Annotated in this window: 11 protein-coding genes; 2 read left to right on the forward strand and 9 right to left on the reverse strand. The window is 73.5% G+C overall.

What is annotated here, in order from left to right:
• Nucleotides 1-29: 29 nt before the first annotated feature.
• The 9 genes from ACZ4UB_RS06845 to rsmI all read right to left on the reverse strand — a co-directional run bounded on the left by ACZ4UB_RS06845 (nucleotide 30) and on the right by rsmI (nucleotide 12,046).
• Nucleotides 30-1,739 (reverse strand): outer membrane protein assembly factor BamB family protein, encoded by a 1,710-nt coding sequence (locus tag ACZ4UB_RS06845; RefSeq protein ID WP_468068711.1) that lies wholly within the window; start codon nucleotides 1,737-1,739, stop codon nucleotides 30-32.
• 61 nt (nucleotides 1,740-1,800) lie between these two features.
• A complete protein-coding gene (locus ACZ4UB_RS06850) occupies nucleotides 1,801-3,495 on the reverse strand; it encodes an outer membrane protein assembly factor BamB family protein (protein WP_468068712.1) in 1,695 nt (564 codons plus the stop codon).
• Between the two features lie 155 nt (nucleotides 3,496-3,650).
• Nucleotides 3,651-5,450, reverse strand: a complete 1,800-nt coding sequence (locus tag ACZ4UB_RS06855; RefSeq protein WP_468068713.1) for an ABC-F family ATP-binding cassette domain-containing protein — start codon at nucleotides 5,448-5,450, stop codon at nucleotides 3,651-3,653.
• 139 nt (nucleotides 5,451-5,589) lie between these two features.
• Entirely contained in the window at nucleotides 5,590-6,507 is a 918-nt protein-coding gene (locus ACZ4UB_RS06860; RefSeq protein ID WP_468068714.1) for a 4-(cytidine 5'-diphospho)-2-C-methyl-D-erythritol kinase, read from the reverse strand.
• The gene (gene rsmA, locus ACZ4UB_RS06865) at nucleotides 6,504-7,361 is read right to left on the reverse strand and encodes a 16S rRNA (adenine(1518)-N(6)/adenine(1519)-N(6))-dimethyltransferase RsmA (protein ID WP_468068927.1); all 858 of its coding nucleotides are present in this window, start codon (nucleotides 7,359-7,361) and stop codon (nucleotides 6,504-6,506) included. The genes ACZ4UB_RS06860 and rsmA overlap by 4 nt, the downstream gene beginning before the upstream one ends.
• Before the next feature lie 92 nt (nucleotides 7,362-7,453).
• Nucleotides 7,454-8,818, reverse strand: coding sequence for a ubiquitin-like domain-containing protein (locus ACZ4UB_RS06870; protein WP_468068928.1), 1,365 nt, complete (start codon nucleotides 8,816-8,818; stop codon nucleotides 7,454-7,456).
• Nucleotides 8,819-9,514: 696 nt separating this feature from the next.
• Nucleotides 9,515-10,426: a TatD family hydrolase gene (locus ACZ4UB_RS06875; RefSeq protein WP_468068715.1), complete on the reverse strand. Its 912-nt coding sequence runs from the start codon at nucleotides 10,424-10,426 to the stop codon at nucleotides 9,515-9,517.
• Nucleotides 10,427-10,483: 57 nt separating this feature from the next.
• Nucleotides 10,484-10,975 carry a hypothetical protein gene (locus ACZ4UB_RS06880; protein ID WP_468068716.1) on the reverse strand — a complete coding sequence of 164 codons (492 nt, stop codon included), beginning with the start codon at nucleotides 10,973-10,975 and terminating at the stop codon, nucleotides 10,484-10,486.
• Between the two features lie 162 nt (nucleotides 10,976-11,137).
• The gene (gene rsmI, locus ACZ4UB_RS06885; protein WP_385774456.1) at nucleotides 11,138-12,046 is read right to left on the reverse strand and encodes a 16S rRNA (cytidine(1402)-2'-O)-methyltransferase; all 909 of its coding nucleotides are present in this window, start codon (nucleotides 12,044-12,046) and stop codon (nucleotides 11,138-11,140) included.
• Nucleotides 12,047-12,155: 109 nt separating this feature from the next.
• Here rsmI and ACZ4UB_RS06890 point away from each other — a divergent pair, with 109 nt between their 5' ends.
• A complete protein-coding gene (locus tag ACZ4UB_RS06890; RefSeq protein ID WP_468068718.1) occupies nucleotides 12,156-13,937 on the forward strand; it encodes a dolichyl-phosphate-mannose--protein mannosyltransferase in 1,782 nt (593 codons plus the stop codon).
• 89 nt (nucleotides 13,938-14,026) lie between these two features.
• Nucleotides 14,027-15,655: a penicillin-binding transpeptidase domain-containing protein gene (locus ACZ4UB_RS06895; protein ID WP_468068720.1), complete on the forward strand. Its 1,629-nt coding sequence runs from the start codon at nucleotides 14,027-14,029 to the stop codon at nucleotides 15,653-15,655.
• The last annotated feature ends 368 nt before the right edge of the window (nucleotides 15,656-16,023 follow it).

Below are 16,023 nucleotides of genomic sequence, written 5' to 3' on the forward strand. Positions count from 1 at the left end.
CGTGGTGGGGCGGGGCGGGTGGTGCCGGGTCAGCCCGTCGTGAAGGACACGAAGAGGTAGGACGGGTCGGCGGTCGCCGAGTAGGGCTTGCTGATCAGCGTCTGGGAGATGAAGAACCGCCCGTTGTGGTAGCGGAACTCGGCCCCGTTCGCGGACATGCTGGTCTCGGGGCGCCGGATGTTCTTGTCCTCCGGCATCTCCATGAGGAGTGTTTCCTTCATCGTCGCGGTGTCGATGCTGACGACCTGGCCGCCCTTGTTGTAGGGGGGCAGCTTGTAGGCGATGACGTTCGGCCCGTCCATGCGCAGCGGCATGATCGTGTACTGCTCGCCCGCGTCGGCCCGGTCGGTGGTCTGCTTGCCGGTGTTCAGGTCGAAGGACAGCAGCTCGTTGGTCCGGCCGTACTGGTCCTTGCCCTGGTGCTCGACGGACGGCAGGTAGACCTTGCCGTTGCCGACGACCATCTTCTTGCAGCCCTCGACCAACAGCCCGTCGCAGCGGACCGAGTAGTTGCCGGAGGAGACCGGGATGCGGGTCTTCAGCGCGCCCGCGTCGTCGATCACGAAGAGGTCGCTGACCCCGCTGCCGCCCTTGGCCGCGTCGCCGACGTCGGCGCCGACGACCAGCGGCTTGGTGGAGACGATCGCCGCGTAGTCGATGCCCTGCGACATCTTGTACGAGGACTTGGGCGCCCCGGTCGTCGGGTCGAGGTTCTGGGCGAGCAGGTACTGGCTGCCGTACGGGCCGCACTTGCGGATGACCGCGAGGGCCGGGCCGCCGGCGTAGCCGAGGTCGTAGCAGCCTTCGCCGTCGACCTTGGCGGGCCACAGGTTCTTGCCGTCGGCGAGGTTCCAGCCCGCGCCGCCCTGGAGGCCGCCCGCGGCGACGGTGTTGCCGCTGAGGGTGACCTCCTTGAACTCCACCGGCTTGTCACCGCTGGTGGCGGACTTGATGGTGGTCGACCAGGCCAGCTTGCCCGCGTTCAGGTCGATGACGCCGATCTGGTTGCAGCGGGGGTACTTGTTGGCGTCGCTGGCCAGTGCTTCCTTGAAGAGGATCGCGCTCTTGCCACCGCTGATGTGCGCGGTGGCCCCGCACAGCTCGGCCGGGAGCGCGATGGACCACTTCTGGGCGCCGGTGTTCAGGTCGTAGCCGACGACCTTGGCGACGTCGGACTTCGCGTAGAGCGTGTCGGTGACCCAGGAGCCCTCGACGTGCGCGAGGTCGGCGACCTGCGGCTGCGCGAGGTTGACCAGGGTCTTGGCCTTGGTGTTCGCCTGGGGCTTCTCGGTGGCGACCCCGCCACCGGGCTTGTCGCCGTCGCCGCCCGGGCCGGGGCTCTTGCCGTCGGTCGGGCCGTTGGCGACGTCCTTCTTGCCGCCGCCGTCGTCGTCGCCGGAGACGTACCAGAAGCCGCCGCCCACGATCAGGGCGATGGCCACGAGCGCGGCGACCACGATGAGGAGCTGGTTGCGCAGGTCGTTGCTGCCGCCGCCACCGCTGCCACCGCTCGCGGACGGGACGTAGGCGGGCGCGGCCGGCGCCGCCTGCGGGTAGCCGTAACCGGGCTGCGGCTGCTGCTGCGGGTAGCCGTAGGCCGGGCCCGGCGGCTGCTGCGGGGGCGCCGGCGGGGCGGGCGGCGCGGCCGGCGGCGGCGCGAAGCCGCCCGACGGCGGGTCCTGGGGCGCGCCGAAGCCGCCCGACGGGGGCTGGTTCGGCGGGGGCGGCGGGGTACTCATCGGGTGCTACTGCCTCTCATGGGCGGCCGGGTGGACGACGGGACTACGGACGCGGACACGGTCACTTGCCGAAGACCATCAGGAACTTCTCGTCCTTGCCCTCGCCGGTGATGTGCGTGGAGGACATGAAGAGCCGCCCGTCCGCGAAGGCGATCTGCGGGGTGTAGAAGGAGTTCTCCAGCGGCGCGGCGGGCCCGGACGGGTTGTGCAGCACCGTGGTGGGCTTGCCGCCGCCGAGCGGGACCGAGATGACCTCGCCGCCGGTGGCCTTGTCCGCCGCGCTGTCGTAGGCGTAGAGCTTGCCGCCCTCGGCCTTCAGCGGGACGAGGACGCGCTTGTCGCCGGCCGGGGTGCGCCACTTGGCCTTGCCGGTGCCCATGTCGAAGGCGACCAGCTCGTTGGAGGCGCCCTCGGTCGGCAGGACGATCGTGTCGGAGCCCGCGTCGACGACGATGCCCCAGCAGTCCTGGAGCGGCCGGTCGACGATCGGGTCGTCGCAGCGGGGCGTGAACTGGCCCTCGCCGGTGAGCTGCGAGCGTTGCTTGCCGTCGGGGCCGAGGACCATGATGGAGCGCAGGCTCTTGTCGCGCTCCTTGACGTCGACGACGAGCGGGTTGACCGAGTAGACCTTGCTGACCTTCCAGCCCTGCGGGAAGCGGTACGTCCAGCTCTTCTGGCCGCTGACCGGGTCGGTGCCCTGGAGCTCCTCGATGCCGTCGGCGCAGGTGGCGACGGCGACGACCTTGCCCTGACCGGCCGCGTAGGAGCCGGGCGAGCAGCCCTCGGGGACGTTGGAGCCGAACAGCCGGTCCCCGGTGCTCACCTTGAAGGCGCTGGCGGCGCCGACGCGGCTGGCGGTGACGGTGTCACCGGTGATGGCGAGGCTGGGGGTGACCATGATGTCGAACATCCCCTCCTTGGGGATCTCCTTCGTCCAGCCCCCCTGCCCCGTCTTGAGGTCGACCATCTTGAGCTGGTTGCAGCTCGCCTGCTCGGACTCGCCGTTCATGAAGGCCACGACGACCTTGCCGTCGGTGGTGGTCTGGTAGGGGGTGCTGCAGACCTTGGCGGGGAAGTCGAGCTTCCACTTCTGCTTGCCGTCCGCCACGCCGTAGCCGATGAGCGACTTGAAGAGGGACTTGACGACGGTGTCGCCCACGATCCACTGGCCCGTGGCGTCCCCGCCGCCGCCGGGCAGTTCGGTGGCGTTGGTCTTCAGCCACAACACCTTGCCCTCGCCGGGCTTGCGGCCGGAGTTGAGGTCGGCGTCGCTCATGCCGTTGCCGCCCTTGCCGTCGCCCTTGTCGACGGAGGGCGAGCCGGAGGGCTGGGTCACGGGCGCGGAGCTGCCCGCCGCGGCCGGCTTCTTGCCGTCGCCGTCACCGCCGGCGAAGGCGAAGTACGCGCCGGTGCCGAGCACCAGCGTGACGACCACGGAGGCGGTCACCAGCAACTGCGTCCGGCCGCGGGGCGGCGTCGGCCCGGTGGGCGGCATCCCGAGCGGCGCGGTCGGGGGCTGCGGATAGCCGTATCCGGGCTGCGGCTGCTGACCGTACGGGCCCTGCGGCGCCGGCGGCTGCTGACCGGGCTGCTGCGGCTGCTGACCGGGCTGCCCCTGCTGCGGCTGCGCGTACGGGTTGTCGCCCTGCGGCGGGAAGCCGTACGCGGAGGGCGGCGGCGGGCCGGGCAGGTGCCCGTAACCGGGAGGTACGGCTGGCTGGTTCGGCGGCGTCGGCGGACTCGGCGGCTCGGTCATCAGCGGTACCTTCGGGGTCGGTCGGGCGTGGGGGGATGCCCTTTCTATCACTGTGAACACACGCAGGACGGGCCGGTCCAGCCCCTGTGCCCAAGGGAGGACCGGCCCGTGACGTGGTCGTTATCCGGCCAGTTGGTGCCCGACCGAGGCGGAACCTACGCGTCCTCGGCCAGCTCCAGCCAACGCATTTCCAACTCGTCCCGGTCTGAGATGAGTTCGCGCAGCTCCGTGTCGAGCTTGGCGACCTTGTCGAAGTCGGTGGCGTGCTGAGCGATCTGCGCGTGCAGGTTCGTCTCGCGGTCCGACATCTTGTTGAGCTGGCGCTCGATCTTCTGGAGCTCCTTCTTCGCGGCGCGGGCGTCGCCCGAGGAGGTCTTCTCCTTGGCCGCGGCCGGGGCGGGCGCGGGCGTCGCCTCGGCGATCATCCGCTGCCGGCGCTCCAGGTACTCGTCCAGGCCGCGCGGCAGCATCCGCAGGCTCTGATCGCCGAGCAGCGCCATCACGGTGTCGGTGGTGCGCTCGATGAAGAACCGGTCGTGGGAGATCACGATCATCGACCCGGGCCAGCCGTCGAGGAGGTCCTCCAGCTGGGTCAGGGTCTCGATGTCGAGGTCGTTGGTGGGCTCGTCGAGGAAGAGCACGTTGGGCTCGTCCATCAGCAGGCGCAGGATCTGCAGCCGGCGGCGCTCGCCACCGGAGAGGTCGCCGACCGGCGTCCACTGCTTCTCCTTGGTGAAGCCGAACTGCTCGCACAGCTGGCCCGCGGTCATCTCGCGGCCCTTGCCGAGGTCGACCCGGTCGCGCACGCGCTGTACGGCCTCCAGCACCCGCAGGGACGGGTCGAGTTCGCCGACCTCCTGCGAGAGGTAGGCGAGCCGGACCGTCTTGCCGACGGTCACCTTGCCGGCCGCGGGCTGCTCGTCGCCCTGGGTGCGGGCGGCCGTGGCGAGCGCGCGCAGCAGCGAGGTCTTGCCCGCGCCGTTGACGCCGACCAGGCCGACCCGGTCGCCGGGGCCGAGGTGCCAGGTCAGGTGCTGGAGCAGGGTCTTGGGGCCGGCCTGGACGGTGACGTCCTCCATGTCGAAGACCGTCTTGCCCAGGCGGGCGTTGGCGAACTTCATCAGCTCGCTGGTGTCGCGCGGCGGCGGCACGTCGGCGATCAGCTCATTGGCCGCCTCGATGCGGTAGCGCGGCTTGGAGGTGCGGGCCGGGGCGCCGCGCCGCAGCCAGGCCAGCTCCTTGCGCATCAGGTTCTGCCGCTTGGACTCCTCGGTGGCGGCGATCCGGTCGCGCTCGGCGCGGGCGAAGACGTAGTCGCTGTAGCCGCCCTCGTACTCGTGCACGTCACCGCGCTGCACGTCCCACATGCGGGTGCAGACCTGGTCGAGGAACCAGCGGTCGTGGGTCACGCAGACGAGCGCGGAGCGGCGGCTCTGCAGGTGCTGGGCCAGCCAGGAGATGCCCTCGACGTCGAGGTGGTTGGTGGGCTCGTCGAGGACGAGCAGGTCCTGGTCGGCGATCAGGAGCTGCGCGAGCGCGATCCGGCGGCGCTCGCCACCGGAGAGCGGGCCGATGACGGTGTCCAGGCCGTGCTGGAAGCCGGGCAGGTCCAGGCCGCCGAAGAGGCCGGTCAGCACGTCGCGGATCTTCGCGTTGCCCGCCCACTCGTGGTCGGCCATGTCGCCGATGATCTCGTGGCGGATGGTGGCGGCGGGGTCCAGGGAGTCGTGCTGCGTGAGCACGCCCATCCGCAGTCCGCCGTTCTGGGTGACCCGACCGGTGTCGGGCTCCTCCAGCTTCGCGAGCATCCGGATGAGGGTGGTCTTGCCGTCGCCGTTGCGCCCGACGACGCCGATCCGGTCCCCCTCGGACACGCCGAGGGAGATGCCGTCGAGCAGGGTACGGGTGCCGTACACCTTGCTGACTGCCTCGACATTGACCAGATTGACGGCCATCAGACGCGCTCCAGGGAAAGGGGTGGATCAGCCCCCCACCCTAACCTTCCCGGCCGGGGCCGACCGCTGCCCGAGCGGCCGTGCGGGTGCGCGGGGGCCGGGCCGGAGTCCGTACGGGCCCCCGCGCGGCCGGTCGGGCTCAGTGCCGGGTGGCGCCCGGGGCCGGGGAGGTGGCCACGCGGGTGGTCCGGCAGGTGCCGGAGGCGGCCAGCGCCTCGGCGACCTTCGCCGCGGACTCGGGGTCGCGCACCAGGAAGGCGGTCGTCGGCCCGGAGCCCGAGACGAGGGCGGCCAGCGCCCCGGCCCCCAGGCCCGCGTCCAGCGTCCGCCCCAGCTGCGGGCGCAGCGAGAGCGCCGCCGGCTGGAGGTCGTTGACCACGGTGGCGGCCAGCGCGTCCGGGTCCCCGGCGGCCAGCGCGGCCAGCAGCCGCGGCGAGGCCTCGGGCACGGGGATGGCCGTACCCGCCTCATCCGCCAGCCGGTCGAACTCGCGGAACACCGCCGGGGTCGACAGGCCGCCGTCCGCCACGGCGAAGACCCAGTGGAAGATCCCGGACTCCAGCGGGGCGAGCTGCTCGCCGCGTCCGGTGCCGAGCGCGGCGCCGCCGACCAGGCTGAAGGGGACGTCGCTGCCGAGCTCGGCGCAGATCTCCAGCAGCTCGGCCGGCGTGCTCTCCAGGCCCCACAGCAGGTCACAGGCGAGGAGGGCGCCCGCGCCGTCCGCGCTGCCGCCCGCCATGCCGCCCGCGACGGGGATGTTCTTGGCGATGTGGATGTGGACGGCCGGGTCCAGGCCGTGCCGGGCGGCGAGCAGCTCGGCGGCCCGCGCCGCCAGGTTCGTCCGGTCCAGGGGGACCTGGTCGGCGTCGGGACCGGAGCAGGTGACGGTGAGTGCGTCGGCCGGGGTGACCGTGACCTCGTCGTAGAGGGAGACGGCGAGGAAGACGTTGGCCAGGTCGTGGAAGCCGTCGGGGCGGGCCGCGCCCACCGCCAGCTGCACGTTGACCTTCGCGGGGACCCGGACCGTGACGCCGGCCGCCGCGCCCTCGGCGCTCACAGCGCCGCCTGTTCGTGCACCGGCTTGTGCTCCGCGATCCGCGCGAACTCCTCGACGGTGAGCCCCTCGCCCCGGGCCTGCGGCGAGATCCCGGCCGCGACCAGCGCGCTCTCGGCGCCCGCGGCGGATCCGGCCCAGCCGGACAGCGCGGCCCGCAGCGTCTTGCGGCGCTGCGCGAAGGCGGCGTCGACCACGGCGAAGACCTCGCGCTTGGAGGCGGTCGTCTTGACCGGCTCGGCCCGGCGGACCAGGGAGACCAGGCCGGAGTCGACGTTCGGCGCGGGCCAGAAGACGTTGCGCCCGATGGACCCGGCGCGCTTGACGTCGCAGTACCAGGCGGCCTTGACCGAGGGCACGCCGTAGACCTTGTTGCCGGGCTTGGCGGCCAGCCGGTCGGCGACCTCCGCCTGCACCATGACCAGCGTCCGCTCGATGGTCGGGAAGCGGTCGAGCATCGTCAGCAGCACCGGCACGGCCACGTTGTACGGCAGGTTGGCGACCAGCGCGGTCGGCGCCGGGCCGGGCAGTTCCTTCACGAGCATCGCGTCGGAGTGCACCAGCGCGAAGCGGTCCGCGCGCGCGGGCATCCGGGCCCCGACCGTCGCGGGCAGCGCGGCCGCCAGCACGTCGTCGATCTCGACGGCGATGACCCGGTCCGCGGCCTCCAGCAGCGCCAGCGTCAGCGAGCCCAGGCCCGGACCGACCTCGACGACGACGTCGTCGGGCCGCACCTCGGCCGTGCGCACGATCCGGCGCACGGTGTTGGCGTCGATGACGAAGTTCTGCCCCTTCTGCTTCGTCGGCCGGACCCCGAGTACGGTCGCCAGCTCCCGGATGTCGGCCGCGCCGAACAGCGCGTCGCCCCCCTGCGCCGGGGTGACCTCGGGCGACTGCTCGCCGTCGTGCTTCTCGTTGCCGTGCTCTGCGGTGTCGTGCTCTGCGGTGCTCACCGGTAAAGCCTACGGCCGCAGTGCGGCCACGGACTCGCCCCCCGCTGCACGTAGAGCTTCTTGGCCCGGTAGGTCTGCTCCGCACCGGACGCCTCCTGGGCGCGGCCGGTGCCGCCGAGGCTCTGCCAGGTCTGGACGTCGAACTGGTAGAGCCCGCCGTAGGTGCCGGACGCGTCGGTGGCCGCGGCCCGCCCGCCGGACTCGCACTGGGCCAGCGCGCCCCAGTCCAGGCCGTCGGCCCCGGCCACCGAGTTGGGCAGCGGCCGGGTGCCGACCTTGACCAGCTGCGTGACCGGCTCGCGCAGGGTCTCCTCGGCGATCCGGCGGGGCTTTTGCCGGACCCCGTTGACGGTGCGCAGGCTGTAGGTGACCCGGCGGGCGCCGGGCCGCCCGACCCGCTCGACGACCTCGGTCCCGGCGAACTGCTCCGGATCCTTCACCTTCTCGATCTCGAACGGGATGCGCTCCTCGCGGACCTCGCGGGTGCCGGTGATGCGCAGCACGGTGACGGTCTGGCCGTCGCGGGGGAAGGAGGCGGCCGGCACGGAGGTGGTGTCCTGGGCGTGCAGGGTGATCCCGGCCTGGTCCAGGGCCTCCTGGACGGTGGCGGCGTTGGTGCGGATGGTGCGTTCGCGGCCGTCGGCCATGAAGGTGACGCTGCGTTCGGTGCGCACGTTCAGGGTGAGGCCGCGGCGCGGTACGGGGGTGCCGCGCGGGGCGGAGAGGTAGGCGCCCTCCGCGCGGACGCCGAGCTGGCGCAGCGCGCCGTCCACGGTGGCGGCGGTGGTCCACACCTGGCGCCGCTGGCCGTCGAGGGTGAGCTGGAGGGGGCGGCCGTAGCGGACGACGACCTCGGCGCCGTCGTCGAGGGCGGTGGCGCGGGCCGGGGCGACGAGGTCGTGGGCGCCGACGCCCAGGCCCTCCGCGTCGAGCAGTTCGTCGACGTCGTCGGCGAAGGTGTGCAGGGTGCGGGGCACGCCGTCCACGGTGAGGCGGACCGCCTTGTCGGCGGCGACGAAGGCGGAGGTGCCGCCGGCGAGGAAGGCGACGACCAGGGCCTGCGGGACGATCCGGCGCCAGCTGGCGGTGCCGCGCCCGGCCTTGGTGCCCCGGCGCGCCCGGGTGGCGGTGGCCCCGCCGCGCCCGGCCCGCCGGGATCCGCCGGGCTCGGCCGGGGGCGGGGCGCCCGCGTCGTCCGGCCGGGCGGGCCCGGGGAGCAGCGGCTCGGGCCAGCCCCCGGGGGCGGGGGCTGGGGCCGGGGCGAAGCCGGGGCCGGGGGCCGGGCCTTGGCCGAAGCCGGGGTCCAGGTCGAAGCCGGGGGTCGGGGCCGGGCTCGGGTCGAAGCCGGGGCCGAGGTCCAGGCCGGGGCCGCGGCCGAAGGCGGGGTCCGAGCCGAAGCCGTGGCCCGGGCCGAAGCCGGGGTCGCGCGCGAAGCCGCGCCCGGGGTCGGAGGCGAGGTCGGTACCGGGGCCGGTACCGAGGCCGATACCGGGGCCGGGGCCGAAGGCGCTGTCGAGGTCGCGTTCGAGGTCGTGGCCCAGGGAGCGTTCGAAGTCGCGGTCGAGGTCGCGTTCGAGTTCGACGAGGTCGAGCTCCAGGTCCAGGGCCAGGGCGAGCTCCGGGCCGAAGGCGCCGTCGTCGGAACCCTGAACGCCCGCGCCCCCGGCGTCGTCGCCCTCCGGCCAGGCCGTTCCGACGGCGCCCGCCGGCGGCGGCAGGGGGGACCGGCCGCGGGCCCGGCGCCCCGTGGGGCCGTCGGCCTTGCGCCGGCGCGCGGCCCGCCGCTCACCGGCGCGCGGGGCCGGGACGGCCGCGTCCCGCTCGTCCGGGGCGGGGGTCGGGTCGGCGGACAGCGCCGAGTCCAGCCAGCCCGCGGGGGCCGCGGCGTCCGGCTCGTCCCGGCCACCACGGCGGTGGCCGCCCTGGGTATCGCTCACGACGCTCGCTCCACTGGTCCGGTCCCGTTGGTTCGGGCACGGCACCCTAGCGGAGCGTTCGTCACGCAACAAAGTCGACCCGCTACCCAGCGTGTCGCCGGGGGCGGGGCCCGCGGGCCGTCAGTAGGCGAAGGCGCGGGCCGTGTTCGCCGCCAGTGCGGTGGCCATCGTGTCTTCGTCGATGCCGCGGGCGGCGGCCATCGCACGGACCGTGAGCGGAATCAGGTACGGCGCGTTGGGCCGTCCGCGGTACGGCGCGGGGGTCAGGTACGGCGCGTCCGTCTCGACCAGCAGCAGCTCGATCGGGGCGACCGCGACCGCTTCCCGCAGCGCCGCCGCGTTCTTGAAGGTGACCGTCCCGGCGAAGGACATGTAGTAGCCGGCGGCCGCGCACTCGCGGGCCATCTCGGCGTCGCCGGAGTAGCAGTGGAAGACGGTCCGCTCGGGCGCGCCCTCCTCCCGCAGCACGCGCAGGACGTCGTCGTGGGCCTCGCGGTCGTGGATGACGAGCGCCTTGCCCCGGCGCTTGGCGATCTCGATGTGCGCGCGGAAGGAACGCTCCTGCGCGGCCATGCCCTCGGGTCCGGTGCGGAAGTAATCGAGGCCGGTCTCGCCGACCGCCTTGACGTGGTCGAGGGCGGCCAGCGCCTCGATCTCACCGAGGGCCTCGTCCAGGGCCGCCTCGCCGCCGCCGGGACGGGCGCCCTGACGGGACCAGCCGTCGGGGTCCCCGTGGACGATGCGGGGGGCTTCGTTCGGGTGAAGGGCGACGGCCGCGTGGATGTTCTCGTACGCGGCGGCGGTCTCGGCCGCCCAGCGCGAGCCCTTCACGTCGCAACCGACCTGCACCACCGTGGTGACGCCCACGGAGGCGGCCTTGCGCAGCGCCTCCTCGACGGTGCCGCGCTGCATGTCGAGGTGGGTGTGGGAGTCCGCCACCGCGACCCGGAGGGGCTCCGGGAGCGGCGGCGGGGTGTCCCGGTCGTCGTCTTTGCGGCGGGAGCTGGACGGGGTGGCGGGGCTGGCACTCATGCGGCCGATCTTATGACCGGCCGCACTCCCCCCGCCGGGTCGGGCCCGCCGCGCGGCTCAGGCCCCGCGGATGCGTCGCCACAGGCGGCCCAGCAGGCCCCTGCCCTCGCTCGCGTCCCGCGCGTCGGGGTCGATCGCGACCGGCCCGGGGGCGTCGTGCAACCGGGAGCCCTTGCGCGGCTCCGGCATCCGGTGATGGTGGTGATGGTGGTGGAGCTGGTCGAGCATGCCGAGGACCGAGGACACCTGTCCCTCCCGCATGATCCGCACCACGTGCCCACCGCAGTTCATGCAGGTGGGGTTGGACAGCGGGGACGGGACCCGTTCGCCGCCCTTGACCGTGTAGACGATGAACGGCTGGCCCCTGCCGTCCACGTGGTGCTCGATCTCGTACGCCTGCTCCCAGCCGTACCCGCACTTCATGCAGGCGAAGGAGTACGCCTCGCGAGCGGTGCGTACGGGCGGCGGGGTGGTCCTGACGGCGGCGACGGTCGGTGCGGTCGCGACCGGCGGGGCCGCGGGAACCGGGGTGTCTGCGATCTCACTCATGCCAGCTCCTCTTGTCCGCTGGTAGTTCACTCACCAGTGGACGCCTGTTCCGGCGGGAGCGCATCAGGCCCTGTCCAGTGTTGGACGGCCTTTGGGCAAGGCATGCCCAAAACGCCCTGTGCCCGGTCTGAGCTTTGCTTTTCAGCCTAGCTCTTTACCGACCTACGGCACCTTTTGTGCCGCATTCTTTGCCGCGACCACCGCGTCGAACACCTCGCGCTTGGGTACGCCGGCCTCGGCGGCGACGGCCGCGATGGCCTCCTTGCGCCGCTCCCCCGCCTCCTCCCTCACCCGCACCCTGCGCACCAGCTCATCGGCGTCGACGTCACCGGGCGCCGCGGCGGGCGCGCCCTCGACGACCACCGTGATCTCGCCACGGACGCCCTCGGCCGCCCATTCGGCGAGCGCGGCCAGGCCGCCCCGCTTGACCTCTTCGTAGGTCTTGGTCAGCTCGCGGCAGACGGCGGCCCGCCGGTCGGGGCCGAAGACCTCGGCCATCGCGGCCAGGGTGTCGTCGAGGCGGTGCGGGGCCTCGAAGTAGACGAGGGTGCGGCGCTCCCCCTCGACCTCGCGCAGCCGGCCGAGGCGCTCGCCGGCCTTGCGCGGCAGGAAGCCCTCGAAGCAGAAGCGGTCCACCGGCAGCCCGGACATGGCCAGCGCGGTCAGGACGGCGGAGGGGCCGGGCACGGCCGTCACCTTGATGTCCTTCTCCACGGCGGCGGCGACCAGCCGGTAGCCCGGGTCGGACACCGACGGCATGCCCGCGTCCGTCACGAGGAGGACCCGGGAGCCGGCGAGGAGCGCCTCGACCAGTTCGGGGGTGCGCGCGGACTCGTTGCCCTCGAAGTAGGACAGGACGCGACCGGTGGTGTGCACGCCGAGGCCCTGGGTCAGGCGGCGCAGCCGCCGGGTGTCCTCGGCGGCGATCACGTCGGCGCGCTCCAGCTCGGTGGCGAGCCGGGGCGGCGCGTCCGCGAGGTCCCCGATCGGGGTGCCGGCGAGGACGAGCACGCCCGCCGCGTCGGTGGTCGGGTGGGTGGCTTCGGTACCTCGGGGCTGCGCAGTGGTCACCCGCACATCCTCTCAGCCCGGGGCCCCGGGCCCCGGCCACTCCCCCCTTGATCGAACCGGTCGCCCCCGTTACTGGGGTTCGCACAGGGCTGTTCCCTACGATGACCCGGTGACCAGTACCGCGACGCCGCAACCCAGCCCCGCCGGGGCCCCGCCCGCGCCGCCCGGTGGCGGCGAGAACGAGCCGCCGACCTGGCTGCGCCGACTGCGCGGCTTCGGCTACGCCCCGCCGGGCGGCCCGGGCGGCGGCGCGGCCCCGCGCGCCGACGTCCGCAGCCGCCTGGTGCCGCCGTACGCGCAGCCCTCGGTGGCGCTGTGGACGGCGCTCGGCGTGCCCGCCGCCGCGGTCGCGACCTGGCTGCGGGTGCTGGCGTGGGCCGGTCCGCTGCTGGTGGCGCTGGTGGCCGGGGTGCTGCGCTTCGTGCACCTGGGCACCCCGAAGGCGGTGATATTCGACGAGACGTACTACGCGAAGGACGCCTGGGCCACGATCCAGCAGGGCTACGAGGCCAACTGGCCCAAGGACATCGACAAGGCGATCCTGGCGAACCCGGACGGGGTCGTGCTGCCGAGCGACCCGGGGTACGTCGTGCACCCGCCCGTCGGCAAGTGGGTGATCGGGCTCGGCGAGTGGATGTTCGGCTTCGACCCCTTCGGCTGGCGCTTCATGACCGCGCTGCTCGGCACGCTGTCGGTGCTGATGCTGTGCCGGATCGGGCGGCGGCTGTTCCGCTCCACCTTCCTGGGGTGCCTGGCGGGCGCCCTGCTGGCGGTGGACGGCCTGCACCTGGTGATGAGCCGGACCGCGCTGCTCGACCTGGTGCTGATGTTCTTCGTGCTCGCCGCCTTCGGGGCGCTGCTGATCGACCGTGACAAGGCCCGGGCCAGACTCGCGGCGGCGCTCCCGGTGGACGACGAGGGCCGCACCCGGCCCGATCCACGGATCGCCGAGACGCTGAAGCTGGGCTGGCGCCCGTACCGGATCCTCGCCGGGGTCAGCCTCGGCCTGGCCTTCGGCACCAAGTGGAACGGCCTGATCGTCCTCGCCTTCTTCGGCGTGCTGACCGTGCTGTGGGACGCCTCCGCGCGCCGCGTCGCGGGCGCGGGCACCCCGTACGCGTCGATGCTGCGCCGGGACGCGCTGCCCGGCTTCCTCTCCACGGTGCCGGTGGCGGTCGCGGTGTACCTGGCCTCCTGGACGGGCTGGATCCTGAGCCCGGACAACGGCAAGGGCGGCTACTTCCGCGACTGGGCGCGCACCCAGGACCAGGGCAGCTCCATGTCCTTCCTGCCGGAGTGGCTGCGCAGCCTGTGGCACTACGAGACGGCCGTCTACGACTTCCACGTCGGCCTGACCTCGGGCCACACCTACCAGTCCAACCCCTGGAGCTGGCTGGTCCTGGGCCGCCCGGTCTCGTACTACTACGAGTCCCCCGCCCCCGGCACCGACGGCTGCCCGACGACCGCGGCGGGCAAGTGCGCCCGCGAGGTCCTGGCGATGGGCACCCCGCTGCTGTGGTGGGCGGGCTGCTTCGCCCTGCTGTACGTGCTGTGGCGCTGGCTGCTGCGTCGCGACTGGCGGGCCGGCGCGATCGCCTGCGCGCTGGCCGCGGGTCTGCTGCCCTGGTTCAACTACCAGGAGCGGACCATCTTCTACTTCTACGCCGTCGTCTTCGTCCCGTACCTGTGCCTGGCGGTGGCGATGATGATCGGGGCGATGCTGGGGCCCGCGGGATCATCGGAACGCCGGCGGGCGGTGGGCGCGATCGGGGCGGGTGTCCTGGTCCTGCTGATCGTCTGGAACTTCATCTACTTCTGGCCCATCTACACGGGCCAGTCCATCCCGATGGACTCCTGGCGCGGCCGCATGTGGCTGGACACCTGGGTCTAGCGCGGCCGGACGCGGCCGGATGCGGCTGGACAGTCGGGTCCCACCCCTTGAGCATGTTCAGACACGAGTGACTCCTGGGGAGGGGCTGTATGAACGGGGCGGCGAAGGGTGCCATCGTCGGCGGGGTGTTCCTGACCATGGTCGGGGCGGCCGGGTACGGGGTGTACACGCTGGTCGGCGGGGAGGACGGCGGTTCGGCGGGCGGGGGAACGGCGACCCGGACGGAGCGCCGGACCGGGCCGCCCGACGCCGCGGAGACCGCCGCGGCGGCCAAGGCGTTCCTGGCGGCGTGGGCGGCCGGGGACGAGCGGGCCGCGGCGGACCTGACGAACAATCCGGCGCTCGCGCAGCCCGCGGTGGGCGAGTTCAAGACCAAGGCGTTCGTGTCGAAGGCCGTCATCACCCCGGGCACGCCGACGGGGACCACCGTCCCCTTCACGGTCGCGGCCGAGGTCACCTTCGAGGGGGTCACCAAGCCCCTCGCCTACGAGTCCAAGCTGACCGTGGTCCGCGGGCTGACCACCGGGAAGGCGCTCGTCGACTGGCAGCCCTCGGTGCTCCACCCGCAGCTCCAGCGGGACGAGAAGCTGCGCACGGGCGCGGCCGCGGCGGCGCCGCTCAAGGCGGTGGACCGGGACGGCCAGGAGCTGACGGCGCAGAAGTACCCCTCGCTGAAGCCGGTGCTGGAGCAGCTGCGGAAGACCTACGGGCAGACGGTGGGCGGCAAGCCCGGCGTCGAGACCTGGATCGAACCGGCCGCGCGGGACGCGCCCAAGCGGGTCCTGCTCACGCTGGCCGAGGGCGAGCCCGGCCTGCTGAAGACGGTGCTCGACGCGGACGTGCAGGCGGCCGCCGAGAAGGCGGTCGCGGCCTACCCGGAGTCCTCGGTGGTCGCGGTCCAGCCGAGCACGGGGCACGTCCTGGCGGTCGCCAACAACCGCGCGGACGGCTTCGACGCGGCCCTCCTCGGCACCCGGGCGCCCGGGTCCACGCTGAAGGTCCTGACGGCGGCGATGCTGATCGACCGGGGTGTGGTGAGCGCGGACAAGCCGGTGGAGTGTCCCAAGACCGTCTCCGGGGGCGGCCGGTCCTTCCACAACCTGGAGCACATGGAGCTCAAGGGGGCGAGCTTCGCGACCGACTTCGCCGTGTCGTGCAACACGGCCTTCATCGGCCAGATGAAGGCCGTCGGGGACGAGTCCGCGCTGGCGGACGAGGCGCGCCAGGTCTTCGGGCTCGGGCTGGAGTGGAAGGCGGGCGTCCCGGTCTTCGACGGTGACGTGCCGGCGGCCTCGGGGCCCGAGGCGGCCGCCGCGTACATCGGCCAGGGCCGGGTGCGGATGAGCCCGCTGAACATCGCCTCCGTCACGGCGACGGCGAAGACGGGGGTGTTCCGCCAGCCGGTGATCGTCGAGGAGGGGGTCGGGTCGCGCGTACTGGCCCGGGCCGAGCGGCAGATGCGGTCCGGGACCTCGCGCCAGCTGGTCCAGATGATGCGGCAGACCGCGGCCAGTGGGACCGCGGCCGGGGTGATGTCCTCGGTCGGCGGGGACAAGGGGGCCAAGACCGGCTCGGCCGAGGTCGACGGCGCGGGTGCCCCGGACAGCTGGTTCACCGGCTTCAGCAACGACGTGGCCGCCGCGGCCATGGTCCAATCCGGCGGCCACGGCACCGACGCGGCGGGCCCCCTGGTAGCCCACGTCCTCAACGCCGACTGACCCCCGACGGGGGGCGCCCTCAAACGCCGGGCAGGCTTGATAGGACCAACCCAGGGCCCGACAAACCCAGCCCCGCCGGCGCTTGAGGCGCGGCCCCGGGCGGAGCCCCCAATCCAGCCCCGCCGGCGTTTGAGGCGCGGCCTCGCGCAGAGCCTCCGGGTGCGGACCGCACGCCCTCCGGGCAGGTGCCCTCAAACGCCGGGCAGGCTTGATAAGGCCAACCCAGGGCCCGACAAACCCAGCCCCGCCGGCGATTGAGGCGCGGCCTCAGCCGGAGCCCCCAATCCAGCCCCGCCGGCGTTTGAGGCGCGGCCTCGCGCAGAGCCTCCGGGTGCGGACCGCACGCCCTCCGGGCAGGTGCCCTCAAA

This window comes from Streptomyces sp. NPDC028419 (assembly GCF_055565515.1).